The 19,081-nt window shown below is 60.7% G+C and carries 21 protein-coding genes and 1 pseudogene; 4 read left to right on the forward strand and 18 right to left on the reverse strand.

Annotated elements, in window-relative coordinates:
• Positions 1-145 precede the first annotated feature (145 nt).
• A pseudogene (locus tag HHL13_RS00505) lies at positions 146-1,171 on the forward strand (YifB family Mg chelatase-like AAA ATPase); the annotation flags it as partial.
• A 192-nt stretch (positions 1,172-1,363) separates the two neighbouring features.
• Here HHL13_RS00505 and HHL13_RS00510 read toward each other — a convergent pair.
• From HHL13_RS00510 to HHL13_RS00520, 3 genes are read right to left on the reverse strand one after another with little or no spacing between them, the layout of a single operon-like run.
• Entirely contained in the window at positions 1,364-1,939 is a 576-nt protein-coding gene (locus HHL13_RS00510) for a hypothetical protein (protein WP_169553836.1), read from the reverse strand.
• A gap of 23 nt (positions 1,940-1,962) precedes the next feature.
• Entirely contained in the window at positions 1,963-2,100 is a 138-nt protein-coding gene (locus HHL13_RS00515; protein ID WP_169553837.1) for a hypothetical protein, read from the reverse strand.
• Positions 2,097-2,705, reverse strand: coding sequence for a hypothetical protein (locus HHL13_RS00520; protein WP_169553838.1), 609 nt, complete (start codon positions 2,703-2,705; stop codon positions 2,097-2,099). Before HHL13_RS00520 ends, HHL13_RS00515 begins: the two co-directional genes overlap by 4 nt.
• A gap of 215 nt (positions 2,706-2,920) precedes the next feature.
• On the opposite strand from HHL13_RS00520, the gene HHL13_RS00525 reads away from it, so the two are divergent.
• Positions 2,921-3,502, forward strand: a complete 582-nt coding sequence (locus HHL13_RS00525) for a hypothetical protein (protein WP_169553839.1) — start codon at positions 2,921-2,923, stop codon at positions 3,500-3,502.
• Positions 3,503-3,513: 11 nt separating this feature from the next.
• Here the strand turns inward: HHL13_RS00525 and HHL13_RS00530 are convergent, their stop codons facing one another.
• From HHL13_RS00530 to HHL13_RS00555, 6 genes are all read right to left on the reverse strand, one after another.
• Entirely contained in the window at positions 3,514-4,257 is a 744-nt protein-coding gene (locus tag HHL13_RS00530; RefSeq protein ID WP_206376807.1) for a hypothetical protein, read from the reverse strand.
• The gene (locus HHL13_RS00535; protein ID WP_169553840.1) at positions 4,254-4,634 is read right to left on the reverse strand and encodes a hypothetical protein; all 381 of its coding nucleotides are present in this window, start codon (positions 4,632-4,634) and stop codon (positions 4,254-4,256) included. The genes HHL13_RS00530 and HHL13_RS00535 overlap by 4 nt, the downstream gene beginning before the upstream one ends.
• Positions 4,631-5,113, reverse strand: coding sequence for a hypothetical protein (locus HHL13_RS00540; RefSeq protein ID WP_169553841.1), 483 nt, complete (start codon positions 5,111-5,113; stop codon positions 4,631-4,633). The genes HHL13_RS00535 and HHL13_RS00540 overlap by 4 nt, the downstream gene beginning before the upstream one ends.
• Complete coding sequence (locus HHL13_RS00545; RefSeq protein WP_169553842.1) at positions 5,113-5,490, reverse strand: hypothetical protein; 378 nt, start codon at positions 5,488-5,490, stop codon at positions 5,113-5,115. Before HHL13_RS00545 ends, HHL13_RS00540 begins: the two co-directional genes overlap by 1 nt.
• A 644-nt stretch (positions 5,491-6,134) precedes the next feature.
• Entirely contained in the window at positions 6,135-7,361 is a 1,227-nt protein-coding gene (locus HHL13_RS00550) for a hypothetical protein (RefSeq protein WP_169553843.1), read from the reverse strand.
• Positions 7,362-7,413: 52 nt separating this feature from the next.
• On the reverse strand, positions 7,414-8,985 hold the full coding sequence (locus HHL13_RS00555; protein WP_169553844.1) for a hypothetical protein: 1,572 nt from the start codon (positions 8,983-8,985) through the stop codon (positions 7,414-7,416).
• A gap of 302 nt (positions 8,986-9,287) precedes the next feature.
• Between HHL13_RS00555 and HHL13_RS00560 the strand changes: the two genes are divergently transcribed.
• A complete protein-coding gene (locus HHL13_RS00560) occupies positions 9,288-9,599 on the forward strand; it encodes a hypothetical protein (RefSeq protein WP_169553845.1) in 312 nt (103 codons plus the stop codon).
• Between the two features lie 7 nt (positions 9,600-9,606).
• Here HHL13_RS00560 and HHL13_RS00565 read toward each other — a convergent pair whose 3' ends face one another.
• A complete protein-coding gene (locus HHL13_RS00565; protein WP_346775450.1) occupies positions 9,607-10,179 on the reverse strand; it encodes a hypothetical protein in 573 nt (190 codons plus the stop codon).
• Between the two features lie 83 nt (positions 10,180-10,262).
• Between HHL13_RS00565 and HHL13_RS00570 the strand changes: the two genes are divergently transcribed.
• Complete coding sequence (locus HHL13_RS00570) at positions 10,263-11,897, forward strand: recombinase family protein (protein WP_169553846.1); 1,635 nt, start codon at positions 10,263-10,265, stop codon at positions 11,895-11,897.
• A gap of 31 nt (positions 11,898-11,928) precedes the next feature.
• Here the strand turns inward: HHL13_RS00570 and HHL13_RS00575 are convergent, their stop codons facing one another.
• From HHL13_RS00575 to HHL13_RS00605, 8 genes are all read right to left on the reverse strand, one after another.
• Positions 11,929-12,294 (reverse strand): hypothetical protein, encoded by a 366-nt coding sequence (locus HHL13_RS00575; protein WP_169553847.1) that lies wholly within the window; start codon positions 12,292-12,294, stop codon positions 11,929-11,931.
• Positions 12,295-12,318: 24 nt separating this feature from the next.
• Positions 12,319-12,510, reverse strand: coding sequence for a DUF6771 family protein (locus tag HHL13_RS00580; RefSeq protein ID WP_169553848.1), 192 nt, complete (start codon positions 12,508-12,510; stop codon positions 12,319-12,321).
• Between the two features lie 108 nt (positions 12,511-12,618).
• Entirely contained in the window at positions 12,619-12,741 is a 123-nt protein-coding gene (locus tag HHL13_RS22680; protein ID WP_277346979.1) for a hypothetical protein, read from the reverse strand.
• A gap of 113 nt (positions 12,742-12,854) precedes the next feature.
• Positions 12,855-13,250 carry a hypothetical protein gene (locus tag HHL13_RS00585; RefSeq protein WP_169553849.1) on the reverse strand — a complete coding sequence of 132 codons (396 nt, stop codon included), beginning with the start codon at positions 13,248-13,250 and terminating at the stop codon, positions 12,855-12,857.
• Positions 13,251-13,256: 6 nt separating this feature from the next.
• Positions 13,257-13,562 (reverse strand): hypothetical protein, encoded by a 306-nt coding sequence (locus HHL13_RS00590; RefSeq protein WP_169553850.1) that lies wholly within the window; start codon positions 13,560-13,562, stop codon positions 13,257-13,259.
• Between the two features lie 2 nt (positions 13,563-13,564).
• Positions 13,565-17,932 carry a hypothetical protein gene (locus HHL13_RS00595; RefSeq protein ID WP_169553851.1) on the reverse strand — a complete coding sequence of 1,456 codons (4,368 nt, stop codon included), beginning with the start codon at positions 17,930-17,932 and terminating at the stop codon, positions 13,565-13,567.
• A 17-nt stretch (positions 17,933-17,949) separates the two neighbouring features.
• Positions 17,950-18,714 (reverse strand): hypothetical protein, encoded by a 765-nt coding sequence (locus HHL13_RS00600; protein WP_169553852.1) that lies wholly within the window; start codon positions 18,712-18,714, stop codon positions 17,950-17,952.
• Entirely contained in the window at positions 18,711-19,070 is a 360-nt protein-coding gene (locus HHL13_RS00605; RefSeq protein ID WP_169553853.1) for a hypothetical protein, read from the reverse strand. The genes HHL13_RS00600 and HHL13_RS00605 overlap by 4 nt, the downstream gene beginning before the upstream one ends.
• Between the last annotated feature and the right edge of the window lie 11 nt (positions 19,071-19,081).

A 19,081-nucleotide genomic window follows, 5' to 3' on the forward strand; every position in this document is an offset into this window, starting at 1 on the left:
AGGCTCCCGCGAAGCCCTCGGCGAAACCCAAGGCGCCGGCCAAGCCCGCAACCAAGCCGAAGGCCTGACTTTAGTCCATTCCGGACCGATGGCGTTCCGGAATGGATAAAAGCCGTTAAGCTCCCGCCTGTTGGGGGAGTGGTTCATGGTCGCGAGCGTATCGACGGTCGCCTATCTCGGGCTGGAGGCGCGCGCGGTCGAGGTGCAGGTGCAGCTCATCCCCGGGCTGCCTGCCTTCAATGTCGTGGGGCTGGCCGACAAGGCGGTGGCCGAGAGCCGCGAGCGCGTGCGCGGCGCGATCGCGGCGATGGGGCTGGCGCTGCCCCCGAAGCGGATCGTGGTGAACCTGTCGCCCGCCGACCTGCCCAAGGAAGGATCGCATTTCGACCTGCCGATCGCTTGCGCGCTGCTCGCGGCGATGGGCGTGGCGGATGCCGAGACGCTGGCGGGCTATGTCGTTGTCGGCGAACTGGGACTGGACGGACGGATCGCGCCGTCGTCCGGCGTGCTGCTGGCGGCGCTGCACGCGTCGGAGATCGGCAAGGGGCTGGTTTGCCCGGCCGCACAGGGATCGGAAGCGGCATGGGCCGGATCGATCGAAGTGATCGCGGCGAGCGACCTGATCTCGCTGCTCAACCATTTCAAGGGCAACCAGTTGATCGCCGCTCCGCCGCCGGGCGAGGCCGAAGCGGCTGGGCATGGCCCCGATCTGTCTCAGGTGAAGGGGCAGGAAACCGCGAGGCGCGCGCTGGAAATCGCGGCGGCGGGCGGGCACAACCTGTTGATGAGCGGGCCGCCGGGCGCGGGCAAGTCGCTGCTCGCGTCGTGCCTGCCCGGGATCCTGCCGCCGCTCGACGCGGCCGAGGCGCTGGAAGTGTCGATGGTCGGATCGGTGGCGGGTACGCTCAACGGCGGGCGGCTGACGCGGACGCGGCCGTTTCGCGCGCCGCATCATTCGGCGTCGATGGCGGCTTTGGTCGGCGGCGGGCTGAAGGTGAAGCCGGGCGAAGTGAGCCTTGCGCATCTGGGCGTGCTGTTCCTCGACGAATTGCCCGAGTTCCAGCGCGCCGTGCTGGATTCGCTGCGCCAGCCGCTGGAGACGGGCACGGTCAGCGTGGCGCGGGCGAATGCGCACGTGACCTTTCCGGCGCGAGTGCAATCCGCAATTTACGTAAACTGGGCGAAACTCGCAGATTTCTGCGGTTTTGGGGCAATCGCGGCCAGGATCAGGCGTCGGGTCGAACCCGAGATCGTTGACGATGAGCCGGAGCCTGAGTGGATGCTGGTGAACCGGATCGCCTTATCGCTGCTCCAGCACGGATACGAGGAAACGGTTCGAAGGCTGGGCTTGCATCAAGCAGAGCTACCTCGCGTCCATCAGGCGGACTAGGAGCCACACCACCGGCACGAAGTGCTCTTGATCTGGTCGGTAATCGTGTCGTCCTTCGCCAAGGGTCATTTCAATCCGCGGCTCTAGCTTGGCGCACATCTCGTTCGACGGTTTTGCCTTCCGGTCGCGGGTAGCAATCACCTTCTTCAGGTTGAGATCGATCCGTACGCTGTAGTGCGCGCATTGAGGTGCGTCGTTCTCGTAAGTGACGGCGTCATCACTGAATTTGGCGTCGAAAACATCGAGGTTCGGCTCGCCCACGTAGCCGTTCATAAACATATAGCTGATTTCGTAGCACTTGCCCTGATCCTGCCAGCACTCGATCTTGGTCGAGCCGGGTAGCATGTCAGAGCCACCGTCCAGCCGTTGCCATTGGCCCGACGCAGTGACGAAGGTGTCGTACCGATCCACTCTGGCAATCGAAGCGATCTTCGGGGGTTCAAAAGCCTCGATCACAGCCCATTCGCGAGCGCATTCAAAGAGGAATAGGGCGATGAAGAAGCCGATCTTCCACCAGTTCCAGCGAGCAATACGCTTCAGCAAATTCATCAATAGCGCCCCCTCGGACGACACTATCTGGTTTTGTGCGCGTCGATGCAAATATCCAACAGTCGGAAGGCCATTTCGATTGCCTCGCGGAGCCGTTCGTCTGTGTCTTCAATGTCTGCGGTTTCTTGGGTGACGATGGCGATGAGCGCTTCTTGGCTCATCGCACGTAGTCCTTCATCTGGACGAACACGCCTTCTGCGGCTTCGATGAAGTCCCTGCCGACGAAATTGCCATCGCGGTACTGAACCGGGTCGGTGCCACGGAACTTGAAGAAGTAGGTGTAGAGCCAGCTGTGCTGCACAACGCCCTTCACGCCGACCATCGCCGCGATCAGCGAAGCCGCGCGGGTCGTGTCCTTGTAGTCGAGGTGATCGAGCAGCGGGAAGGCGAACATGACCACGTTCTTGCGGTCTGCCTTGGTGGCGAATTCGAAGTGGGCGAATTCCATCTCAGCCAGTGCTTCGCGCACATCATCGACGGCATCGACATGGTATTCGAGCGTGATGAGGGTGGTGGAGCGATGCCCCTCCAGATCGTGACCGCCGTCCCACACCGAGAAGCTGAAATAGTCCTTCTTGGTCTGACCGGCCTGAGCCTCGGCGCAGGCGTCTAGGATCGTCTCGAATGCGTATTCGATTTCTGCGGTTGGCTGGAGGTGAGCGCCGAATTCTTCGGCTGGAGTGGCGGCTTTGTCGGCACTGGTGAAGCGACTGATGACAAGCGCGGGATTGCTGCGCGTGGGCGCTGCGGTGGTCTGGGTAAGCATTTTGCCCTCTCTCTTTGTTGTCCGAATACTTACCCGAAACTCAGAAAAAGGGACCGAAACGGGTCTAAAGGGGGCTTTCTGGCATTGCTCTGTTTGCTATGATGGCCGTGCTGCCGGAGGGCCTCGGCCCACGCTCATGAGAAGGCGCTTAGGGTCCGGCAGTACCTCATCACAGTACATTGCGCGCCGGCGTGCTCATGATACGCTCTTGTTCCATGAGCGCTGTTAAGGCTGAGCCGACTTCTAAGCCCCCTCGGAAAGCGGGCCAGACATTGCCGCCGGGGCTCACCGAACTCGAACTCTATAGAGTCTATCTCGATTACGTTCGGCACGAAAACGAGCTAATCAATCAGCGGAACACGTGGTTCTTGGCCGCCCAAGGGTTCCTGATCGCGGCTGGTGGTTTTCTTCTCCAGAACGGTTTCACAGTTGTCGCCTCGGTGTGGTTCGACATCAGTTACGCGACCCTAATCAATGCGGGCAAATACTGGACGATGTGGCTCGTGTGCTGCTGGTCTGGGATAGTCGTTTCGCGGCAGGCGCTTCGTTCTATCTATGGCGCGAGGAAGTCTCAGGAAGCACTTGAAGTGCTGTGGCTTAAGGCGTCGTCGCCATCGGTGCGCGCGATCCTTCCCGATCTTCGCGGTGGCAAAGATGCTCCTCCCGCTTCGGAAGATAGGGAAGGCAGAGGCATCGGACGCGGTTTGAGCAGTTATACCCTTCGGCTGTGGTGGGGTGGCGGGGCGCTCTCCTGCATTTTCGCGCTTGTCGTCGGCGTCCGCCACGCGCTCACTTGAAGCAGAGAGGGCTATGCTGCCTTCCCCCAATCCAGCCAGTCGTAATCGTTCGCGGCCTGTGCCTGGCCGTAGAGTTCGAACACCGCCTGAGCGAAGCCGCGTGGAGTTTCTGACCTGATCTGCTTTGTCTTTTCCGACTTCCCGCCCAGCTTCTTGAACTGGACGCTGTAGCCCGCCGGAAGCGTCACAGGCTTGCGTGGCGGCAGGCGAAACCCGTTGCCCGTCCAAAGCCATGTCTCTTTCGGGTAGGCATCGCGCGGCGCGATGTATTCGGGCCAGCGGGGATGCACGTCATCGTCTGGCAGGTAGCCACCGAAGTCCGAGGGATCGAAGGTGTAGTCGGGCTTGCGCCACAGGCTGCTCAACCGGGACTTGGGGTTCTCTGCGAACCAAGGGCAACCGGCCTCATTGCCGACCTGTTCGACCGTTCGGGCCAGCTTCACCGCGTTGATCTGGAAATCAGGATCGGCGGCGCGCTTCGCTGCAAAGTGGCGGCTCCCGCTTAACGCCAAGTCCGTGCAGGGCGGGAAGCCGAACACGATAGCAGGCCGGTGATTGACGACGCTCTTGAGGTAGACGGGATCTGTGAGATCGGCCGGGTGATAGGTGATCGTCCCGCCGCTCGGGAATGTCTCAACCCGGCCATCGTTCTGAATGTCGAAGCAGTGGACCGCGCTGCCGTTGATGGCCCACGGACGGCCCATGTTGCCGCTCTCATCGAACAGCGAGACGACGATTGGTTTGGGGTCCGTCATGCCGCACCTCCGAACGTCAGCTTCCAGTGCATCGCTGTCTTTTTGTCGGTTGTGCTGATCTTCCCATGCCCGAGATAGCCTCTGATTTCGGCCTCCCACTTGTCGAAGAACCACTCATCCGACCGCGCGGCGGGATTGGCCTCCAGCCATTCACCAATCCAACGCATCTGCGAGAGGTCTTCGATGCGATATTCGAATGTCGTCATTCCTGTAGCTGGCAGCGCTAGGCGTGCAGCTTCTAGGTCAATGCGAAGTTGAGCGTTTTCAGAACCCAGATCGATACATTTGTGACGCAATTGTCGGTTCGCGAAGCCGACGGCAGCGGAGAGCAGTAGCGCGACTATGCTCAGACAGACGCTGAAAATGGCTGAGGTCATGCTGCACCTCCCATGCGTTCGGCGCGCTTAGCTGCCATCGTCGCAACGCGAGCAGCGGTACGCTTCGCGATCTGCTCAGGCGTTTGCTTCTTCCCGGCCTTGCTCGCGCCGATCCGCGCTTTCGATGCTGGCGAGTGTTGGTCCCCAGCCTGAAAGCGGAACAGCTTCCGGCTCTCGTCGGCGGTGCGGATTTTGGCATCCTGAGCCGTCATCGTGCCACCGCGAACCATCGCCTCGCGGCAGACCCAGCTGCACACCGGACGGAATGGACCGGTCAGGTACGCAGCTAGGGTCTTCTGGCCGATTGCCAGCTTGCTTGTGATGGTGCCGATGCGGCTCCTCGACCAGAGGCCTAGGAACTCATCGAACGTCATCTGGACGGTGATGTCGTTGTTGACGCGCTGGTATTTGATGGCCCTGCAATACTGGTCCCAAAGGACTTCCAGTACGTCTGGGTTTAGGTCGGTGCGCTTGGTCATCACGCACCTACGGACCAACGGATGAGTGCCTGAGCGATCCAGAGGCCCGCCATCACCGCCGCAACCACTGTGAATAGCCGCCCGATGGAGCATGACGGGCATTCGAGTTCAACAGGCGAGGTGAAGAGGTTGTAGTGGTCAGCTACGAACTGTCGCTCATTCCACTTTACTACGACCTTGCCGTGGAAGCGCTGGATGGAAAGTGCTTCCATTCCCGTAGGGTCTTCAACGAAAGCGTCCGCCCAACCGGCATCAATGTCATAAGCGTATGGCTTCGCCAGCTGGACTCCATTGACGAAGAGTTTCTCCACCAAGAGCGAGTGAAAGGATTCGTTTGCGACTAGGGTGCGCGGGGTAGGGATAGTAATGTCGGTCATGTGTCGTACCTCGATAAAAAGAGCCTCGGGAGGGTACGACTACTCCCGAGGCTCGCCGCTCTCGGATCAAGGAGAACGGATGAATCCTGAACGCTGCATCGTACCTGCGTCGATCTATTTATCGGGGAGTGCCCGTTCAGGGCTTCAAACGGTGTAGCGGGGTTTTCCTCCTTCCCCCGCTACCAGTTCACTATAAGCTCTGGCTGATCTGGCGTCATTATTCATGTGCCAGATTTTATAAGACCCATAAGAGTATAAGGGCGGAGCGCTGATGGCTTACTTGGATTTTATAAGAGCCATCTTATCTATAGATAAGATGTTTCACATAAGACCCAGATAATACATCACCACTCCACCGACCTTCGCGGTTTCACGCGAACTCCGCGCCTTCGCTTCGCTCGGTGCTCGTTCGTTGAAACAGCTCTGGTCAGGTGCTGCGCACTTCGGGTTCTGGGTGGCTTCGCCAGATAGTCGTGCTGCGCACGGCCAGTCGCCGCCGCTCCTCCCTGAACTTGAGATAGAAAGGCGGCTGCGCCGAGGGAAAGCGGCCCGACCCGCAACCCTGCCGCTGACGCCCGCGAAGGGTTCAACGGCGGGTACGATGAACGCGGTGCGGTCCTAGTGCCCCGAATGCCTGGCGGGGCTCATAGGGCGGCAAAACGAGCCGCATGGTGTCTTAGATAAGACTCCGGGTGGGCATGGCGGCACGCGGTAATCAGCGCGTGATAGCATTCCACCAAGCTATCCGGGGCCAGCTGCCTCGCATCGTCAGGATGCAGTTCCAGAACCCGGTTAGCCTGCTCGATCCCCGACAGGAGCGAGTGGACGTTGTGGTTGACGATCATCGCCTCCGAAAGTCCGTCCCAAGCGCTCTGAGCCACCGATCCCGGCTTCGGGACAAGCAAGTCCTCCATCCGCATCACGTTGCCGATCGCGCTGCTTTTGACGGGCCAGAGCGCCGACCCGTAACCGGGTCGAACGACCGTGGGTGGCTTCGGATAGGACATGCCGAATTCGCGGGGCGAGAAGCGGGGGTATCCATAGGCTTGCCGATTGCCCGCCATCATCGACGGCGAACTCACATCGAAGGTAATGAGGAAGTCGGGGTCGCTGAGCCTTGCCCGCATACCCCGCTGGATCGCGGTGAGCAGGACGGCGGCGGGAAGATCAGCCATGCCGAGGACGTGAACCCGGTTTCGGTCAGGCCCTAGCAGCTTCTCGTCGTGCATACGGACGAGCATCTTGATGATGTGCCGGAAGTCCTCCCGCATGACGCCGCCAAAGGCCCAGCCGCCAGCCGGAAACCACTTCACCGCTTCGTACCACCTGTCCGCTTCCTTCGCGTCCCGGCCCTGCAATACGTTCAGGAAGCGAAGATCAGTCGAGCGCCGCGCGTCGAAGAAGCGGAGGCTATCGACTGTGCAGCCTAGCGCCGTGTCAAAGTCTGGCCAGGGCGATCCGGGGGCGATTGCGCCGGTCGGAATGTCCAGCGTCATCGCCTCGTCGGTGAAGCGCTCCAGCGCGTCCAGAACCCATGCGCGGGTGACGTTTCCATGCCACTTCGATGGGTCGCCGATGAATTGGAAACCCCCGCTGTCGCCGGTGATCGTGACGCCGGGGCGGCCCTTGTCGAACATGCCGGGTGAGAGCGTACCGTGCAGATTTTGGCCGACCGAGTAGAGCGCGCGGTCTGTGTTGAAGAGAGGTGAGCCCGCGTCGAGGAAGTCCAGATCGGACGGACTGCTCATCCATGCCGGAAGGCGCGAAGCCGCGACCTTCATTCTTGAGAGGCGGGTCGTGTTCGACTGTCCCGCGTAGAGGTAGACGGCGCGGCCATAGTGCTCCGCGCCAGTGAAAGACTGACGTTCCATGATGTGATCCTTGGCATGGTCCCCGGCGCGGAAGCCGCGCCGGGGAGAGGGGTCAGGCGGTCAATTCGACCTGCGCGTCCTGTTCTTCCTCGACCGCGACGGTCTCGGGCTTACGGACTTTCTCGAACAACGCGGGCGACCTCACGCTTTCGATGAGAATCGGAACGAAAAAGCTGAACTGCCCGAACGTGGTGGTCGCGCAGATCAGGACCAACCCGTCGCTGTCGATGGAAAGGCCGACATTCTGGATCGGCAACTGCGCCACCATCCCGATGACCTGAGCGAAGTCCGAGGCCGCAACGCTGACCGAAGCGTCGCCGTTACCCGAAAGGCCATCGACCTTTACCTCGTCACTCTTCCCCAGCTTCGCCGCCAGCTTGCCCTTTGTGATGGTGAGTTTAACCGGATGCTTGCTGCCAGATGCCTTGCTCGCGAACTTCACGAAGTCGGGGTGGACCGCAGCGTTGCCAAGCAGAGAAGAAAAGGCGTGGTCATCGAACTTGCGGACCCTGAGCGTCCACTGCGGCTGAGTGTTGCCGAACGCAGACATGGGCAGGATCGACACGCCAAAGTCCTTTACCGGCGACGATTTGCCGGTCTCAAACAGGAGCCGGCCATTGCTCTCGCTTACGCGCAGGATGGCCCCGCGAACGGTAGGATCGAGCAGCTTGTCGGTGAGGGTGTTGGTCCCCGCACCGTTGATGTGCCAGTTACCCTGCGCCATCCGTCCAGCCACGGCAGCGTCAGGCTCGACCTCGATGACAATGCCAGTCTCGACACGAGACGACGCGATGCTGAGCAGCCCGTCACTGATCCGAATGATAGGCCGACGAGGCGCTTTCAATTCGCCCTCGCGCCGTTCTTCATTCCGCATCAGCGGCAACTCGCTGTCGCCGCGCTCGACAAGCTGGCAAGCCTGCGTGATCGCTCCCCAAAGTCGCGCATCGGCGGTGGCGTTGGCGTCAGGCTCTGGCAGGTACGCAGCGACCATTTTCCAGACAGACGGCGGCAACTCGACAGGCACCAGACGCAACTGGTTTTCATCGCGCATGTGAATCCCGAACGTCGGCACCGCCGCGTTCAATTCGGTTCCGGCGAGCGGGATCGCGATTCCATTGTTGGCGACGGCTTTGCGGTATGGCTCAACGTCCACCGAGATTTCCGCAGGCTCGGCCTTCTTAGCCTTGATGTCGAACTTGCTGGCAACACCAGTCCGACCACCATTCGCCAGCACCCACTCAACGATGTCGAGGGTCGTAGTCTCGGTCAGCGCGCCGTTCTTCTGCGCTTCGTGGAGGCCACCCATGAACTGCGCCGCGACACGAATGTCGTTACGCGCCTTCACCTTATCAGGCTTGTTGCTGATGGCCGAGATGTTCGTTCCGGTGATAAGCTGGGCGACGTTTCCGAAGCGGTCGCTAAGGTCGGATTTGATCCCAGCATCCGAGATCAGCTGCTTGACCGTGGTGTCTTCGAAACCGCCATTGGTTTCGATGAAGGCGAGCCCCTCGACTAGCACGGTGATCTTGTCGCGCTCGCTCTGGACCGCGCCGGTATGCGCCGCCTTGTAGCGCGTGTTGAGATACGAAATTGTGAGATTGGCCGTCATCTTCTTCTTCTCCAAACGCGACCTCCCGGTGAGGGACAAGACATCGGCGAAATGCCGTGGTCGCTATGCTTGGAGAAGTGCTGGGGAATCGAACCCCGAGGATTTGAGCGTGAAGCCCGCGTCCCAGTCCACCGCCTTCTTAACGCCCGAAAGCGCGGGGCGGCCAATGGCGGCGATTCGTGACAGGTTCGTGACACTCAATGCGATTTTGTCGGAGGGGTGAAAGAGCCGGTCAGGTGTTGCGGTTGAGCCACGGCATTTGCTCCCGCCGACAGTGCGCGGTAGCGTCCGTGACAATCGGCCAAGAGGGGGAATGGATGGCAGAACAGGGCGAGCATCCGGTTCACAAGATCGTCACGACCACCAGCGTCATCATCGGTTTGCTCGCGGCTGCCGCTGGGTGGGGAGCGTCTTGGGCGACGATGGGTGGTCGCATCGCGGCGCTCGAAACCGAGACCAAGCAACTGCGTGGCACCATCGCGAAGCTGAACCCGGCGCCAACCGCGCACGAACAGGAATGCGCGAAGATCATGGAGGCGTATTTGAGTGAGGTCCGCACCACCATCGGTGGTCGCGGGGAGGAGATGCGGAAGATAGCTGAAACAGCCGGTTGCATCCCGAAGGATTAATCGGGGTTCACCCAGCGGCTGACTTCTCCAAATGGTGCCACGCCTCCCGATACGGTTCGAGCCATCCGGCTTCGTACTTCCCTATTTCGAGGTAGCCGTAATCGGGAAGGAAGCGCCGCATGTCGCCATCCTTGCGCTGCTGGCCCTTCTTACCCGGCTGATCCAGCCACGCTTGGTGGCACTCGGCCAGTGCGGTCGCGACGACGGCGGCGGGAACGACGTAAGTGAATGGGCCGGTATCCTTCCCCATCGCGAAGTCCACGAAGCAGTAGAACAGAGTAGGGGCTGTCAGGCTCTCGTGCTTCTTGCCCATGTGCCACCCGCCGTCCTTGCCGGTGCTGTTCCGGGTCTTCACCTGGACCGCGCAGAGTCGGTCGCCAATGTCGTCAGTGACGACGATGTCGCAGTTAGGAACGCCAGCCGGGGCGAGCGCCGCGATGAAGCCACGGCGCAACAATTCGCTCATCACGAAGTGCTCTCCTGCTGCACCCGTTAGGCTTGTCGCCGATACCGTCATCGCCGTTCTCTCTTTCTTCGGTTTCGAGATGCAATAGCCGCGTGGATCGCCGTTGCGATGCACGGCGATGTTTGATGCCAGCGCACTACCACGTTCTTCAAACCTCAGGGCATTGCGCCCTTTTGTGCAACATCCCGGAGAATCGCGTGCAGATCGTTCCAGTTCGCAGCAAGTTGATTCCGGCGGCTCAGTACATTCGTATGTCTACCGAGCATCAGCGATACTCGCTCGATAATCAGCGAGCAGCCATTGCGGTTTACGCTGCCGAGCGAGGATTCGAGATTGTCGCGACCTATGAGGACTCCGGGAAGAGTGGTCTCACGCTTCGTGGTCGGAACGCGTTGAAGCGTTTGCTTGGCGACGTGCTGGGAAAGCCGCAATTCCGCGCCATACTCGTACTCGATGTGGGTCGCTGGGGCCGGTTTCAGGACACGGACCAATCTGCCCACTATGAGTACATGTGCCGCGAGGCTGGCGTTCAGGTCCGCTATTGCAACGAGCAGTTCGAGAATGACGGGGGCCCGGTTGCATCCATCTTGAAGCACATGAAGCGGGTTATGGCGGCCGAGTACAGTCGTGAACTGTCCGTCAAAGTCTCGCGCGCCCAGAGGCAACAGGCCCGCCTCGGATTTAAGCAGGGTGGAAGCGCGCCGCTTGGCTTGCGGCGTCAGGTCGTCGACAGGGCCGGGAAGGCGCGGATGATCTTGGCACCCGGCGAACGCAAAGCGCTCGTGTGTGACAAGGTCGTTTATGTGCGAGGCCCGGCAGGCGAAGTCGCCACCGTCCGCCGCATTTTCAGGATGATGGCCGAGAAGAGGATGCGGCTCGGTGAGATTGCCGATTACCTGAATGTGCGGCGGGTCGCGCATCTGAGCGGTCGCCCTTGGTCGCACAATTCGGTTCGCCACGTGCTGACCAACCAGCTTTACATCGGTCAGTATGTATTCGGTCGCCGCTACAATAACCTGGGTGACCGCGTACCGAGTTCGCCGAGCGATGTGGTTCAGGTCGAAATGCTGGAACCTATCGTGCCGGTCGAATTATTTGAGGCCGCATCCCGCAGGTTGGGTGCGACGACAAGAGTTTACTACTCTGACGAGCAATTGTCAGAGGGCCTCTCGCGGCTTTTGGAAGAGAGTGGTTTCCTGTCATCGCACGCCATCCGCGCTTGCTCCTACCTGCCCGCGCCCGAGGTGATTGCGAGGCGATACGGAGGTCTGGAAGCAGCTTTTAACTCCGTTGGCTTCCAGATGCCTTCGCGAAGAAAGGCTGACGCGATGGGCCGCGTTTACACAGACGAGGATCTGTTAGGGATACTGCGTCGCATACATTTCGAACGCGGCTTTCTATCCGGAGCCGCGATAGATGAGGATACGCTGGCTCCGGGACGCAGATTGTACGTTCGCCGGTTCGGCAGTCTTATTGAAGCCTTTGGTCTGGCCGGTTTTGAGACAACGCCGCGAGCCCAATGGGACGCCGCCGCGCTCCGGCGACGAGCCTCTCAAGACGGTGAGACGCGCTCTCGCCGAGCGACAAAGCATCTGACGAAATCAGGCATGCCGCTTTCCGATCTGGAACTTGTGGCGTTCCTTCGGCGCCTTCTCGCTGCTCACGGATACCTCTCAAAAAAGCTCATAGATTCTGTGCCGAGCATGCCATCAAGCAATTACATCGCCCGCCGACTCGGAGGTTTGCGAGCTGCTTACGCAGCGGCAGGTTATGTCAGCAGCCAGAGTGCAATTATGGTTGACGCCCACCAACGGGTTGGTCGCCAAGCCTAACCTAAAAAGGTCTCGCGGCTCCACGGCTTGATCAGTGCGCCTTCCGTTTTGCCCGTTCGGTTTCGTCAGCAGCCATAATTTCATCAAGGAAGCTGGGCGCTCCTTCACCGCCGGCCTCGCGCTGATCGCGCAGCGACTTGTACCAACGCGTCACGAAAGCAGCTGCCGTCTCGGTTGCCATTCGCCGATGCTTCGGCGAGGTGATGTGGGAGTCATGCTCATGGAGACTGGCGATCATCAGGGCGCAGAAATCCACGATGTCATCGGCGGTGATCGGTGTTTCAGGATGGTAGCTTTGCAGCACGTCCAGCATCACCGGGAAGATGACACTATACGCGCCCATCTTCTCCGGGTCGCTGACAGTCCATTCCGACAGACCTATTTTCGGCTCAGGCATTTGATCTCACTGACTGGAAGTGCCTCAAAGGGCGAGAGCGTGCTGCCGTTCGTCCTGCACAGGCGGCGGATTCTCCAGCCGGTCGATGATCGTCTGCGCCATCTCATCGGCGGCGCGGAGCCGCATGTTCTCGTCGGGAACGGTCAGAGCGACACGCGCCCAACCGGCTGATTCGAGGATGGCTTGGCTAATGATCGCAGGGGCTTGGTAGTCCATCGCTGGTCTCGCGGGCGGGGGTTGAAGGTGGTCTCGGAGAGGCGAACGAACGCCCCACCGAGTCGCATGAGCATACGGAACAAACGCGGAACAGGCAACGCGGTTGGGTTAGCGCTTTCGCTTCTCGATTTCGGGCAACAGGTCGATGACGTTGGAATAGATCGCGTCGACCTCCTTCAACTGCTCGCGCGTCTCCTCCTCGAAAGCTGCAATGAACTCCTCGATCGGCATGGGCTTTGGGGCTGGGGAAACGCACCGGCAGAGCCAGCGCCAGAGGGCGGATAACATGCCCATATTTACCCGTAGATGCTCAAGCAGGGGCCTGCGGGTGCGTCGGGCGCCCGTTACGCTTCGGGCGAGGCAGGGGCGTATGCAGGGAGGGGAGCGGGATCTGTCTCAGGATCGGGAAAGCTGCTGCCCTCAGGTGGGGTCTCCCCATTCTGACGGCGCATTGCCAGGGCGATGCGGTTGCCGCGACCATCCACCTGCATCCCGTGCCAGAAGTTCTCGCTGGCATAGCTGGCGAGAGAGCCGACAAGATCGCGCCCTTCATCGGTGAGGCTCGCAGCGTTGGCGTAGAGCAGTTCTGCGACCTTCACGACCTGATCGACCGGTGATGGCTGGCCTGCCAAGTCGAGGAAGCTATCGCGCACCGCTTCATCGAGCGCGGAGGCGTGGTTCATAGCGAAGGAGATGATGGCCGAGCGAGCCGAGACGAGGGAATCGAAGTTCGTTTGCATGGTGATTTACTCCTCGGGCATCAGCCCGTTTGCGCGCATGATCGCTTCCAGACGCTCGATGCGGTCGAGCAGATCGGCGCGGGTGACGCGGTTCAGTTGGGATTGGCGCTCAATGCGAGCGGCAGTTTCAGCGCAGCGGCGCAGCTTCTTGCCGTCGAACTTGTCGCACTGAGTCGGCTCGCGATCCAAACGCACAAAGCGATGAGTTGCCGCGTCATAGCCGTGGTTCGACGGGTGCGATCCAGCATCGACCATGACGAAGGCGCGCTCGCCGGTCTGCTTGTCGGTGACTGCCCAATGCTCCATTGCCATACTTAGCTCTGGGCCGCGTAGAAGTTGCCCGAACCGTAGATCGTTGGACCACCACCGGAGAGACGCCAGACGAATCGGAATTCGTAAGAGGTTCCGCTCGTCAGGCCGCTCTTGGACTGTCCTACGTCGATGTGCCCGCTGGTGGGCTGGGAGTCAGAATCGAATGTGGGCAGTTCGTACTGCGACTGCGAGGGCATGTAGGCATCCCATGAGGACGCGACCTCCGTTCCCACATCGGCCCATGAACCACTGACCGCGCGCCATTGCCATTTGCCCAGACAGCCCTGCGACTGCGAAAAGCTGGTTGAGCCGCTGATGTAGAAGTCGAGCGTCGTAGTGAGAGCGATTGTCCCGCTCGATCCAGCAGCGACTGTCAGCGTGTTGGAAACGCCGGTCGTGTAGGAGGACGATGTGGCCGCGCCAATGGCGGTCGTCGACGCGCTCGTTGCGCCCGAACCACCACCAGCCGGCGGTGCCCCCAGCGTGCGGGTCACGGTGATCGCAACCTGCATCGCAACACTATTGTATGTGCCGGTGACAGTGACCGTGCCGTTCGCGACAGCCGTGAAGGACAGGATGCCCGCGCTGCTGATCGAACAGGTGATGCCCGAGGTTGCAGAGGTCGCCCATGTCGTGCTGCTCGAATAATCGGTGGTGCCGAGGAAGCGTTTGACCGCGACTGTCTTGCTGATTTGCCCGCTCAGGAGCGTGTTCTGATAATCCGCGGCGAAGTCGATGGTGGCGTTCGCCGCAACGATCTGATGCTGGCTGTTGGCGGTCACGTCCGCGTTCGGCTGAATGCCGCTCAGCTTCGTATTTGCCGTGCTATCGAGGCCAGCCAAGTTGGTCGGCCGGCTGCTAACGCTGGTCCATACGGCGGTACTGCCGAGGCCCGCACCATCGGTGATCTGATTTGTGTTGGAGACGAGATTTGACGCGACTACCCACGCGCCAGAGACACGTAGCTTAACAGTCGCCGGGTTCGTGCTGGTGTCGTTCCACAAGTCGCCATCTACGGGCGACGAGGGAGCGGAAGAGCCTGTCGTAATGATGTTCTTGGTTGCGTTCGCGGCTGGCTTCGTCGCGCCAGTGATGACCGAGAAATCTGAACTGGTCGCTGTTGCGGCCTGACCGGCGATCCCGGCTGCGTTGCCGAGCGATGTGATCGCCGCTGCCTCGGTCAACGCGGTTGAACCGTCATCGCGAAGGAGAAGGGTCAACCTGCGATTGGTCACGCGGCTCAGCGTGTCGAGATTGCCACCAGCGCTTAGAAACTGAACACGGCCCGCCATGTTTGAGGTGTTGATGCCGGTGTAAGTCGCCCAATCGGTCTGACCAGTGAAGCCCGCCGCGATGCCGAGATTGGTGATGATCCCACCATCGGTGAGCGTCGTGTTCGTGCTGCTGAAAAGCGTCGAACCGGACTTCGGCTTGACCGTCGATCCGCTGAACAGAATGTCCTTCGCGCCACCACCTTGATTGGCAACATCACAAACGAGGTACATGCGGAGGTTTGGCTGCACGTAGGCCGGATGGGTGTAGGTATAGACGACTGTGCCGTTGATGACCCACTGGAACTGAGTGCCATCGTAGCGAAGTTCCAGCTGCTCGCTGCCAGTCGCGGTGCCGCTCCACGATGCCGCGTTGCCACCACCAATCCAGAAGCCGTACCCGGTCCCACTGATGAGCCAGCCGAACAGGACTTGTGAATAGACGTTGGAGCCAGCCGGATTGAACGTCGACGGGTGATTGGTGCTGAGGCCGATGACCGTGCTGCCGGGGAAAGTAGAGCCATTCCAATTGCCTGAGCATGAAAGGGTGCAAGCGTCGGTGTAGCTCTCCCGGGAGAACGCCCACGAGTAGTAGGCCGCGCCGGACTTCACGACCATGTTGCCGGGGAAGTTCAGGGTTGCTGCGTTCGAACCAGCGGCCACCAGAGTGAGGTTCGTTCCCGCTGATGGAGCGGGCTTCGTTGCGCCGCGCATGTTGTCCCAAGAGCGGTCCGTGTTCGCGGACCACTTGATCCCCTCAAGCGTTCCAGGCGCATCTGTGACGGAGCCAATCGCGTAGAAGGATTGGTTCGGGGCTACGCCGGTCGCGGTGTAGATCGTCGTGTCATTGATCTTGAAGACGATCTCGCCGCCATCATAAGCCATGCGGAAGATGTCGCCGGGTGTGTAAGTCCCGGAGATGCCCAGATTGCTGCCGTTTTTGCGAATGACGTAGCCGTTCGAATAGCCCGCAAAGAACGAATAATCGAGGTTCGAGAGGATGCCATCCGGGAGCACCTGAGTGGCAGCGATCCCCATCCCGGCGATGACGCCCTGACCAGCCGCGTTGGGTGTCCATTCGAGAACGAAAGATGCCGTTTGAGCGAGTTTTGAATAGAACGTGCCAGCCGCGTAGGTGCCTGCGCCGCCAGTTCGGCTCACCTTGTTGCCGGTGATGACAACGGTTGTGGCGGCAGGGTGCGCAGTCAACGCGATGTCGGAGGTCGCGCCAACGGCAACCGTGGCGAGTTTCGTGCCCGCCGCGTTGTCGAGCGCGGTAAGCGTCAGCGGTCGGTCAGTGATCTGGGTGAATAGCTGTCGCGAGTTGTCCACGACGACGCCGGAAGTGCCGATGCCGTTCATCACGCCGGTCGAGACGTTGACCGTGATCGCGCCGTTGCTGATGACAGGCGAGAGCGTTCCAGCGCCGGTGCTGAGCTGACCGCCGCCTGTGATAGTGATGCTGCTGTTGTCGATGACGGTGGAGTTAGTCACACCAGCGATCGGTGTGGGAAGGCCCGAGATACTGGTGAAGTTGGCCTTGGTAGCCGCTATATCAGCGATCTTCCTGCGAAGTGCATCTTCGGCGGTGTAGAGGTTGCCCCAGATCGTGTTCCAGTTCGAACGAACGATACCCGGCGTGTCCTGTGTCGTATCCGTGTAGGCGGGCGTGAGGCCAGCGATGTAGCTGTTCCAAGTCGAGAAGGCCGAGTTGTAGGCTGTGTTCTCGGTCGTGATGCCGAGGCCGGTTGCCTGACTGTTCAATCCTGCTTTCGCTGCGGTGAGGCGCTGAACCTCAAGGATGACTTGGGCCTTCTCGCTTCGGTCGAGGACGCTGTCGCTGACCATCGAATCGAGGCGGGTTTTCTGGGCATTGGCGGTCGCTGCTGCCGCATCGGCGCTGGCGTGCGCAGCATCGGCAGCGGCCTTTGCCGCGCCAGCCGCATCGCTGATTTCCGCAATGGCGGGGCTTACGTCGCTCGCGCTGTGGACGTTCCAGCATCGGTTGTAACCGACGCTCATGTTCCAGATTGGCAGAGCAGCTTTCGGTGATTTGACGTTTCGTATCGCGAGCGCCGACGAGCCCTTCGCATCAACCGTCACCGGTGTCTTGGGGGCGAAGAAGTCGCCGCATGTCCAGACCCCAGCGCTATTGGCGACGAGGTAGCCGCCAGCGTGACGCAGGGCAGCCTTGGCGATTTCACGAACCGTGATCTGGGTAGTCTGATAGTTGTTCCAGCCAACGCTCGAGAAGGCCGCGAACGATCCGATCTTCGCGCCGGGTACGCCCGCGACGGCGAGCAGCTGGGGAAGCGCAGTTGCGACAGTCTGGGAGCCGCTGAACGTGAGATCGGCACTGACCTTCTTTGCGGGGGTTCCGCCTAGACGGAACAAGCCTTCGGCGAGGCAGGTGCCCCATTCGCCAGGCAGAAGGGTCAGAGCCGCGAGCGCGGCGTAGCTGGCGCTATCTGGCTTCTTCTTTGCGTTGTCGAGAGCCTGCCCGAACTCGTAGGGGGTGATTGACGCGACAGGGCCGTAGCCGTGGACCTGATAAATCCATTTTGCCGAATCGATCAGGACCGGATCGATGCAATTGCAGTTGCCGTCCGCGCGTGGTTTGAGCGCGCCCTTCATGCCGGTCGGCCCTTCCACACCACCGGTGCCCGCGTAGGTCGCGGTGAGAAGCGGTTTGTCGAGTGCAGCTTCTGGTCCGAGCAAGGTCAGGGTGGCCCGACCGCTATCAAGTTCTAGGTCGGAGACGCTGCCTTCGAACGTCTGCTTGTAGGAGGAGAACGGGTCGCCGAGATCGCCGACGAACAGGCGACCAAGCGCGCCGTTCCACTCATACCCAGCCCATGCTGCGTTCCCGAATTCGGTGTGAAGCAGGAAGCTGATCGTACCGTAGTCGTTCTGGAAGTCAGTTAGGATGCCGTCCTCAGACAGAGACATAGGCCGCGCGCTTCGGTCTATGATGAGCGGCGACCACTCATACCCATTGATGAGCGTGCCTGAAGCATCGGGAGAATCCGATGCCATGCGAAGGGTGATTGGGGTGGAGCCGTTGAGCGGCGAGACTTCAAAGAGGATGTTCTTGGCCATCCTCTACTTACCATGCCTTAGCTGGTGCTGAGCATCGCCAGTTCGACCAGCATCATGTCGCTTGAGCCGTAGGTGGCCTTGGCGCTGCTGGTGACACGGCCAAAGATGGCCTGATTTTGGAGGTATGCCGGATCGGTGTCAGGGATGCAGAGGATGGCCTTGCGCTTGCCGATTGCCCTGAGCATCGGGAACCACTTCGTCCAATAGTCAGCCTCGGACAGTCCCCACACACGCGGTTTTATCGAAACTCTGGTCCCGTACAGATCGGCGTCGACGAATCCGCCATCCTCGCTGGCGTCGTCCTCAAGGCCCCAGTCCGTATCCAAATCGAGGCCAGCGGCTTCGATGCGCGATCCGATGACGAGGCGTTGCGCCTGAACATAGCCAGCCGGGTTGCCGGTGGAGGTGATGTCGATGCGGACGAAGGGTGAGGTGATCGGCGTGGGAAGCTGATAGATCGAAATTGCGTTGCCGCTTGCTGGCGTGGTGCCTGAGTAAGCGCTGATGGTCTGGTTGAGGGCGAGGCCAGACGTACCAGCAACCGCTGCTGCGCTTGCACCGGCCCTGATCTGGATGGTGTCGGTGGCGCGGAGGTTGCTGTTGACGAGAGCAACCGTGTCCCACGCGGAGCCGTCAAGCTGCACGGTGGAGTAGATCCCCGACAGGCCGTTGGTGCGCCAGACCAGTCCCGGCCGATCTTGGTTCAGGTTGGACGCGGGTGCGACTGATGCGCTCGATCCGACGACTGTGAAGGGCTTGGGCTGGACGAATAAAGCGGTCATCCGCGCACCTGCACAAGCGTGGTGCCTGCCGTCTCATTCACGGACGCGCTGACGATTTTGAGGGTACGTCCATCGCTAAGTGCGCCAAGCCCTTCCAGGATGAAGGAGGGAGGCCCGCCAACGAAGTCGTCCGGGGTCAAGATGTCCGCAATCTCAAACTCGAAAGCGCGGGGAAGCGAGTTCTCCGCGAGGTACTTGGATGCAATCGCGGCAGCGCTGGCCGCGTCGATCTGGGTTTCGATAGTGATGTCGCGGGATGATGGGTTTCGCGCCTTCACCGCATAAGCCGGTGTTGGCGTGGCATATCGGTATTCGTTGGTGACGAATGCTGCGCGGTTGGGATCGGAAACGGTCATGCCGTATTTAC

The sequence above is a fragment of the Sphingomonas sp. G-3-2-10 genome (assembly GCF_012927115.1).
Taxonomy (GTDB): Bacteria; Pseudomonadota; Alphaproteobacteria; order Sphingomonadales; family Sphingomonadaceae; genus Sphingomonas.

What these genes read in the sequence shown, in the direction of transcription:
- HHL13_RS00550 (WP_169553843.1), bottom strand. Translation starts at nt 7,361, where the DNA reads ATGGAACGTCAGTCTTTCACTGGCGCGGAGCACTATGGCCGCGCCGTC.
- HHL13_RS00560 (WP_169553845.1), top strand. Translation starts at nt 9,288, where the DNA reads ATGGCAGAACAGGGCGAGCATCCGGTTCACAAGATCGTCACGACCACC.
- HHL13_RS00575 (WP_169553847.1), bottom strand. Translation starts at nt 12,294, where the DNA reads ATGCCTGAGCCGAAAATAGGTCTGTCGGAATGGACTGTCAGCGACCCG.
- HHL13_RS00595 (WP_169553851.1), bottom strand. Translation starts at nt 17,932, where the DNA reads ATGGCCAAGAACATCCTCTTTGAAGTCTCGCCGCTCAACGGCTCCACC.
- HHL13_RS00605 (WP_169553853.1), bottom strand. Translation starts at nt 19,070, where the DNA reads ATGACCGTTTCCGATCCCAACCGCGCAGCATTCGTCACCAACGAATAC.
- HHL13_RS00585 (WP_169553849.1), bottom strand. Translation starts at nt 13,250, where the DNA reads ATGCAAACGAACTTCGATTCCCTCGTCTCGGCTCGCTCGGCCATCATC.
- HHL13_RS00520 (WP_169553838.1), bottom strand. Translation starts at nt 2,705, where the DNA reads ATGCTTACCCAGACCACCGCAGCGCCCACGCGCAGCAATCCCGCGCTT.
- HHL13_RS00525 (WP_169553839.1), top strand. Translation starts at nt 2,921, where the DNA reads ATGAGCGCTGTTAAGGCTGAGCCGACTTCTAAGCCCCCTCGGAAAGCG.
- HHL13_RS00545 (WP_169553842.1), bottom strand. Translation starts at nt 5,490, where the DNA reads ATGACCGACATTACTATCCCTACCCCGCGCACCCTAGTCGCAAACGAA.
- HHL13_RS00510 (WP_169553836.1), bottom strand. Translation starts at nt 1,939, where the DNA reads ATGAATTTGCTGAAGCGTATTGCTCGCTGGAACTGGTGGAAGATCGGC.
- HHL13_RS00540 (WP_169553841.1), bottom strand. Translation starts at nt 5,113, where the DNA reads ATGACCAAGCGCACCGACCTAAACCCAGACGTACTGGAAGTCCTTTGG.
- HHL13_RS00590 (WP_169553850.1), bottom strand. Translation starts at nt 13,562, where the DNA reads ATGGCAATGGAGCATTGGGCAGTCACCGACAAGCAGACCGGCGAGCGC.
- HHL13_RS00530 (WP_206376807.1), bottom strand. Translation starts at nt 4,257, where the DNA reads ATGACGGACCCCAAACCAATCGTCGTCTCGCTGTTCGATGAGAGCGGC.
- HHL13_RS00515 (WP_169553837.1), bottom strand. Translation starts at nt 2,100, where the DNA reads ATGAGCCAAGAAGCGCTCATCGCCATCGTCACCCAAGAAACCGCAGAC.
- HHL13_RS00600 (WP_169553852.1), bottom strand. Translation starts at nt 18,714, where the DNA reads ATGACCGCTTTATTCGTCCAGCCCAAGCCCTTCACAGTCGTCGGATCG.
- HHL13_RS00535 (WP_169553840.1), bottom strand. Translation starts at nt 4,634, where the DNA reads ATGACCTCAGCCATTTTCAGCGTCTGTCTGAGCATAGTCGCGCTACTG.
- HHL13_RS00580 (WP_169553848.1), bottom strand. Translation starts at nt 12,510, where the DNA reads ATGGACTACCAAGCCCCTGCGATCATTAGCCAAGCCATCCTCGAATCA.
- HHL13_RS22680 (WP_277346979.1), bottom strand. Translation starts at nt 12,741, where the DNA reads ATGCCGATCGAGGAGTTCATTGCAGCTTTCGAGGAGGAGACGCGCGAG.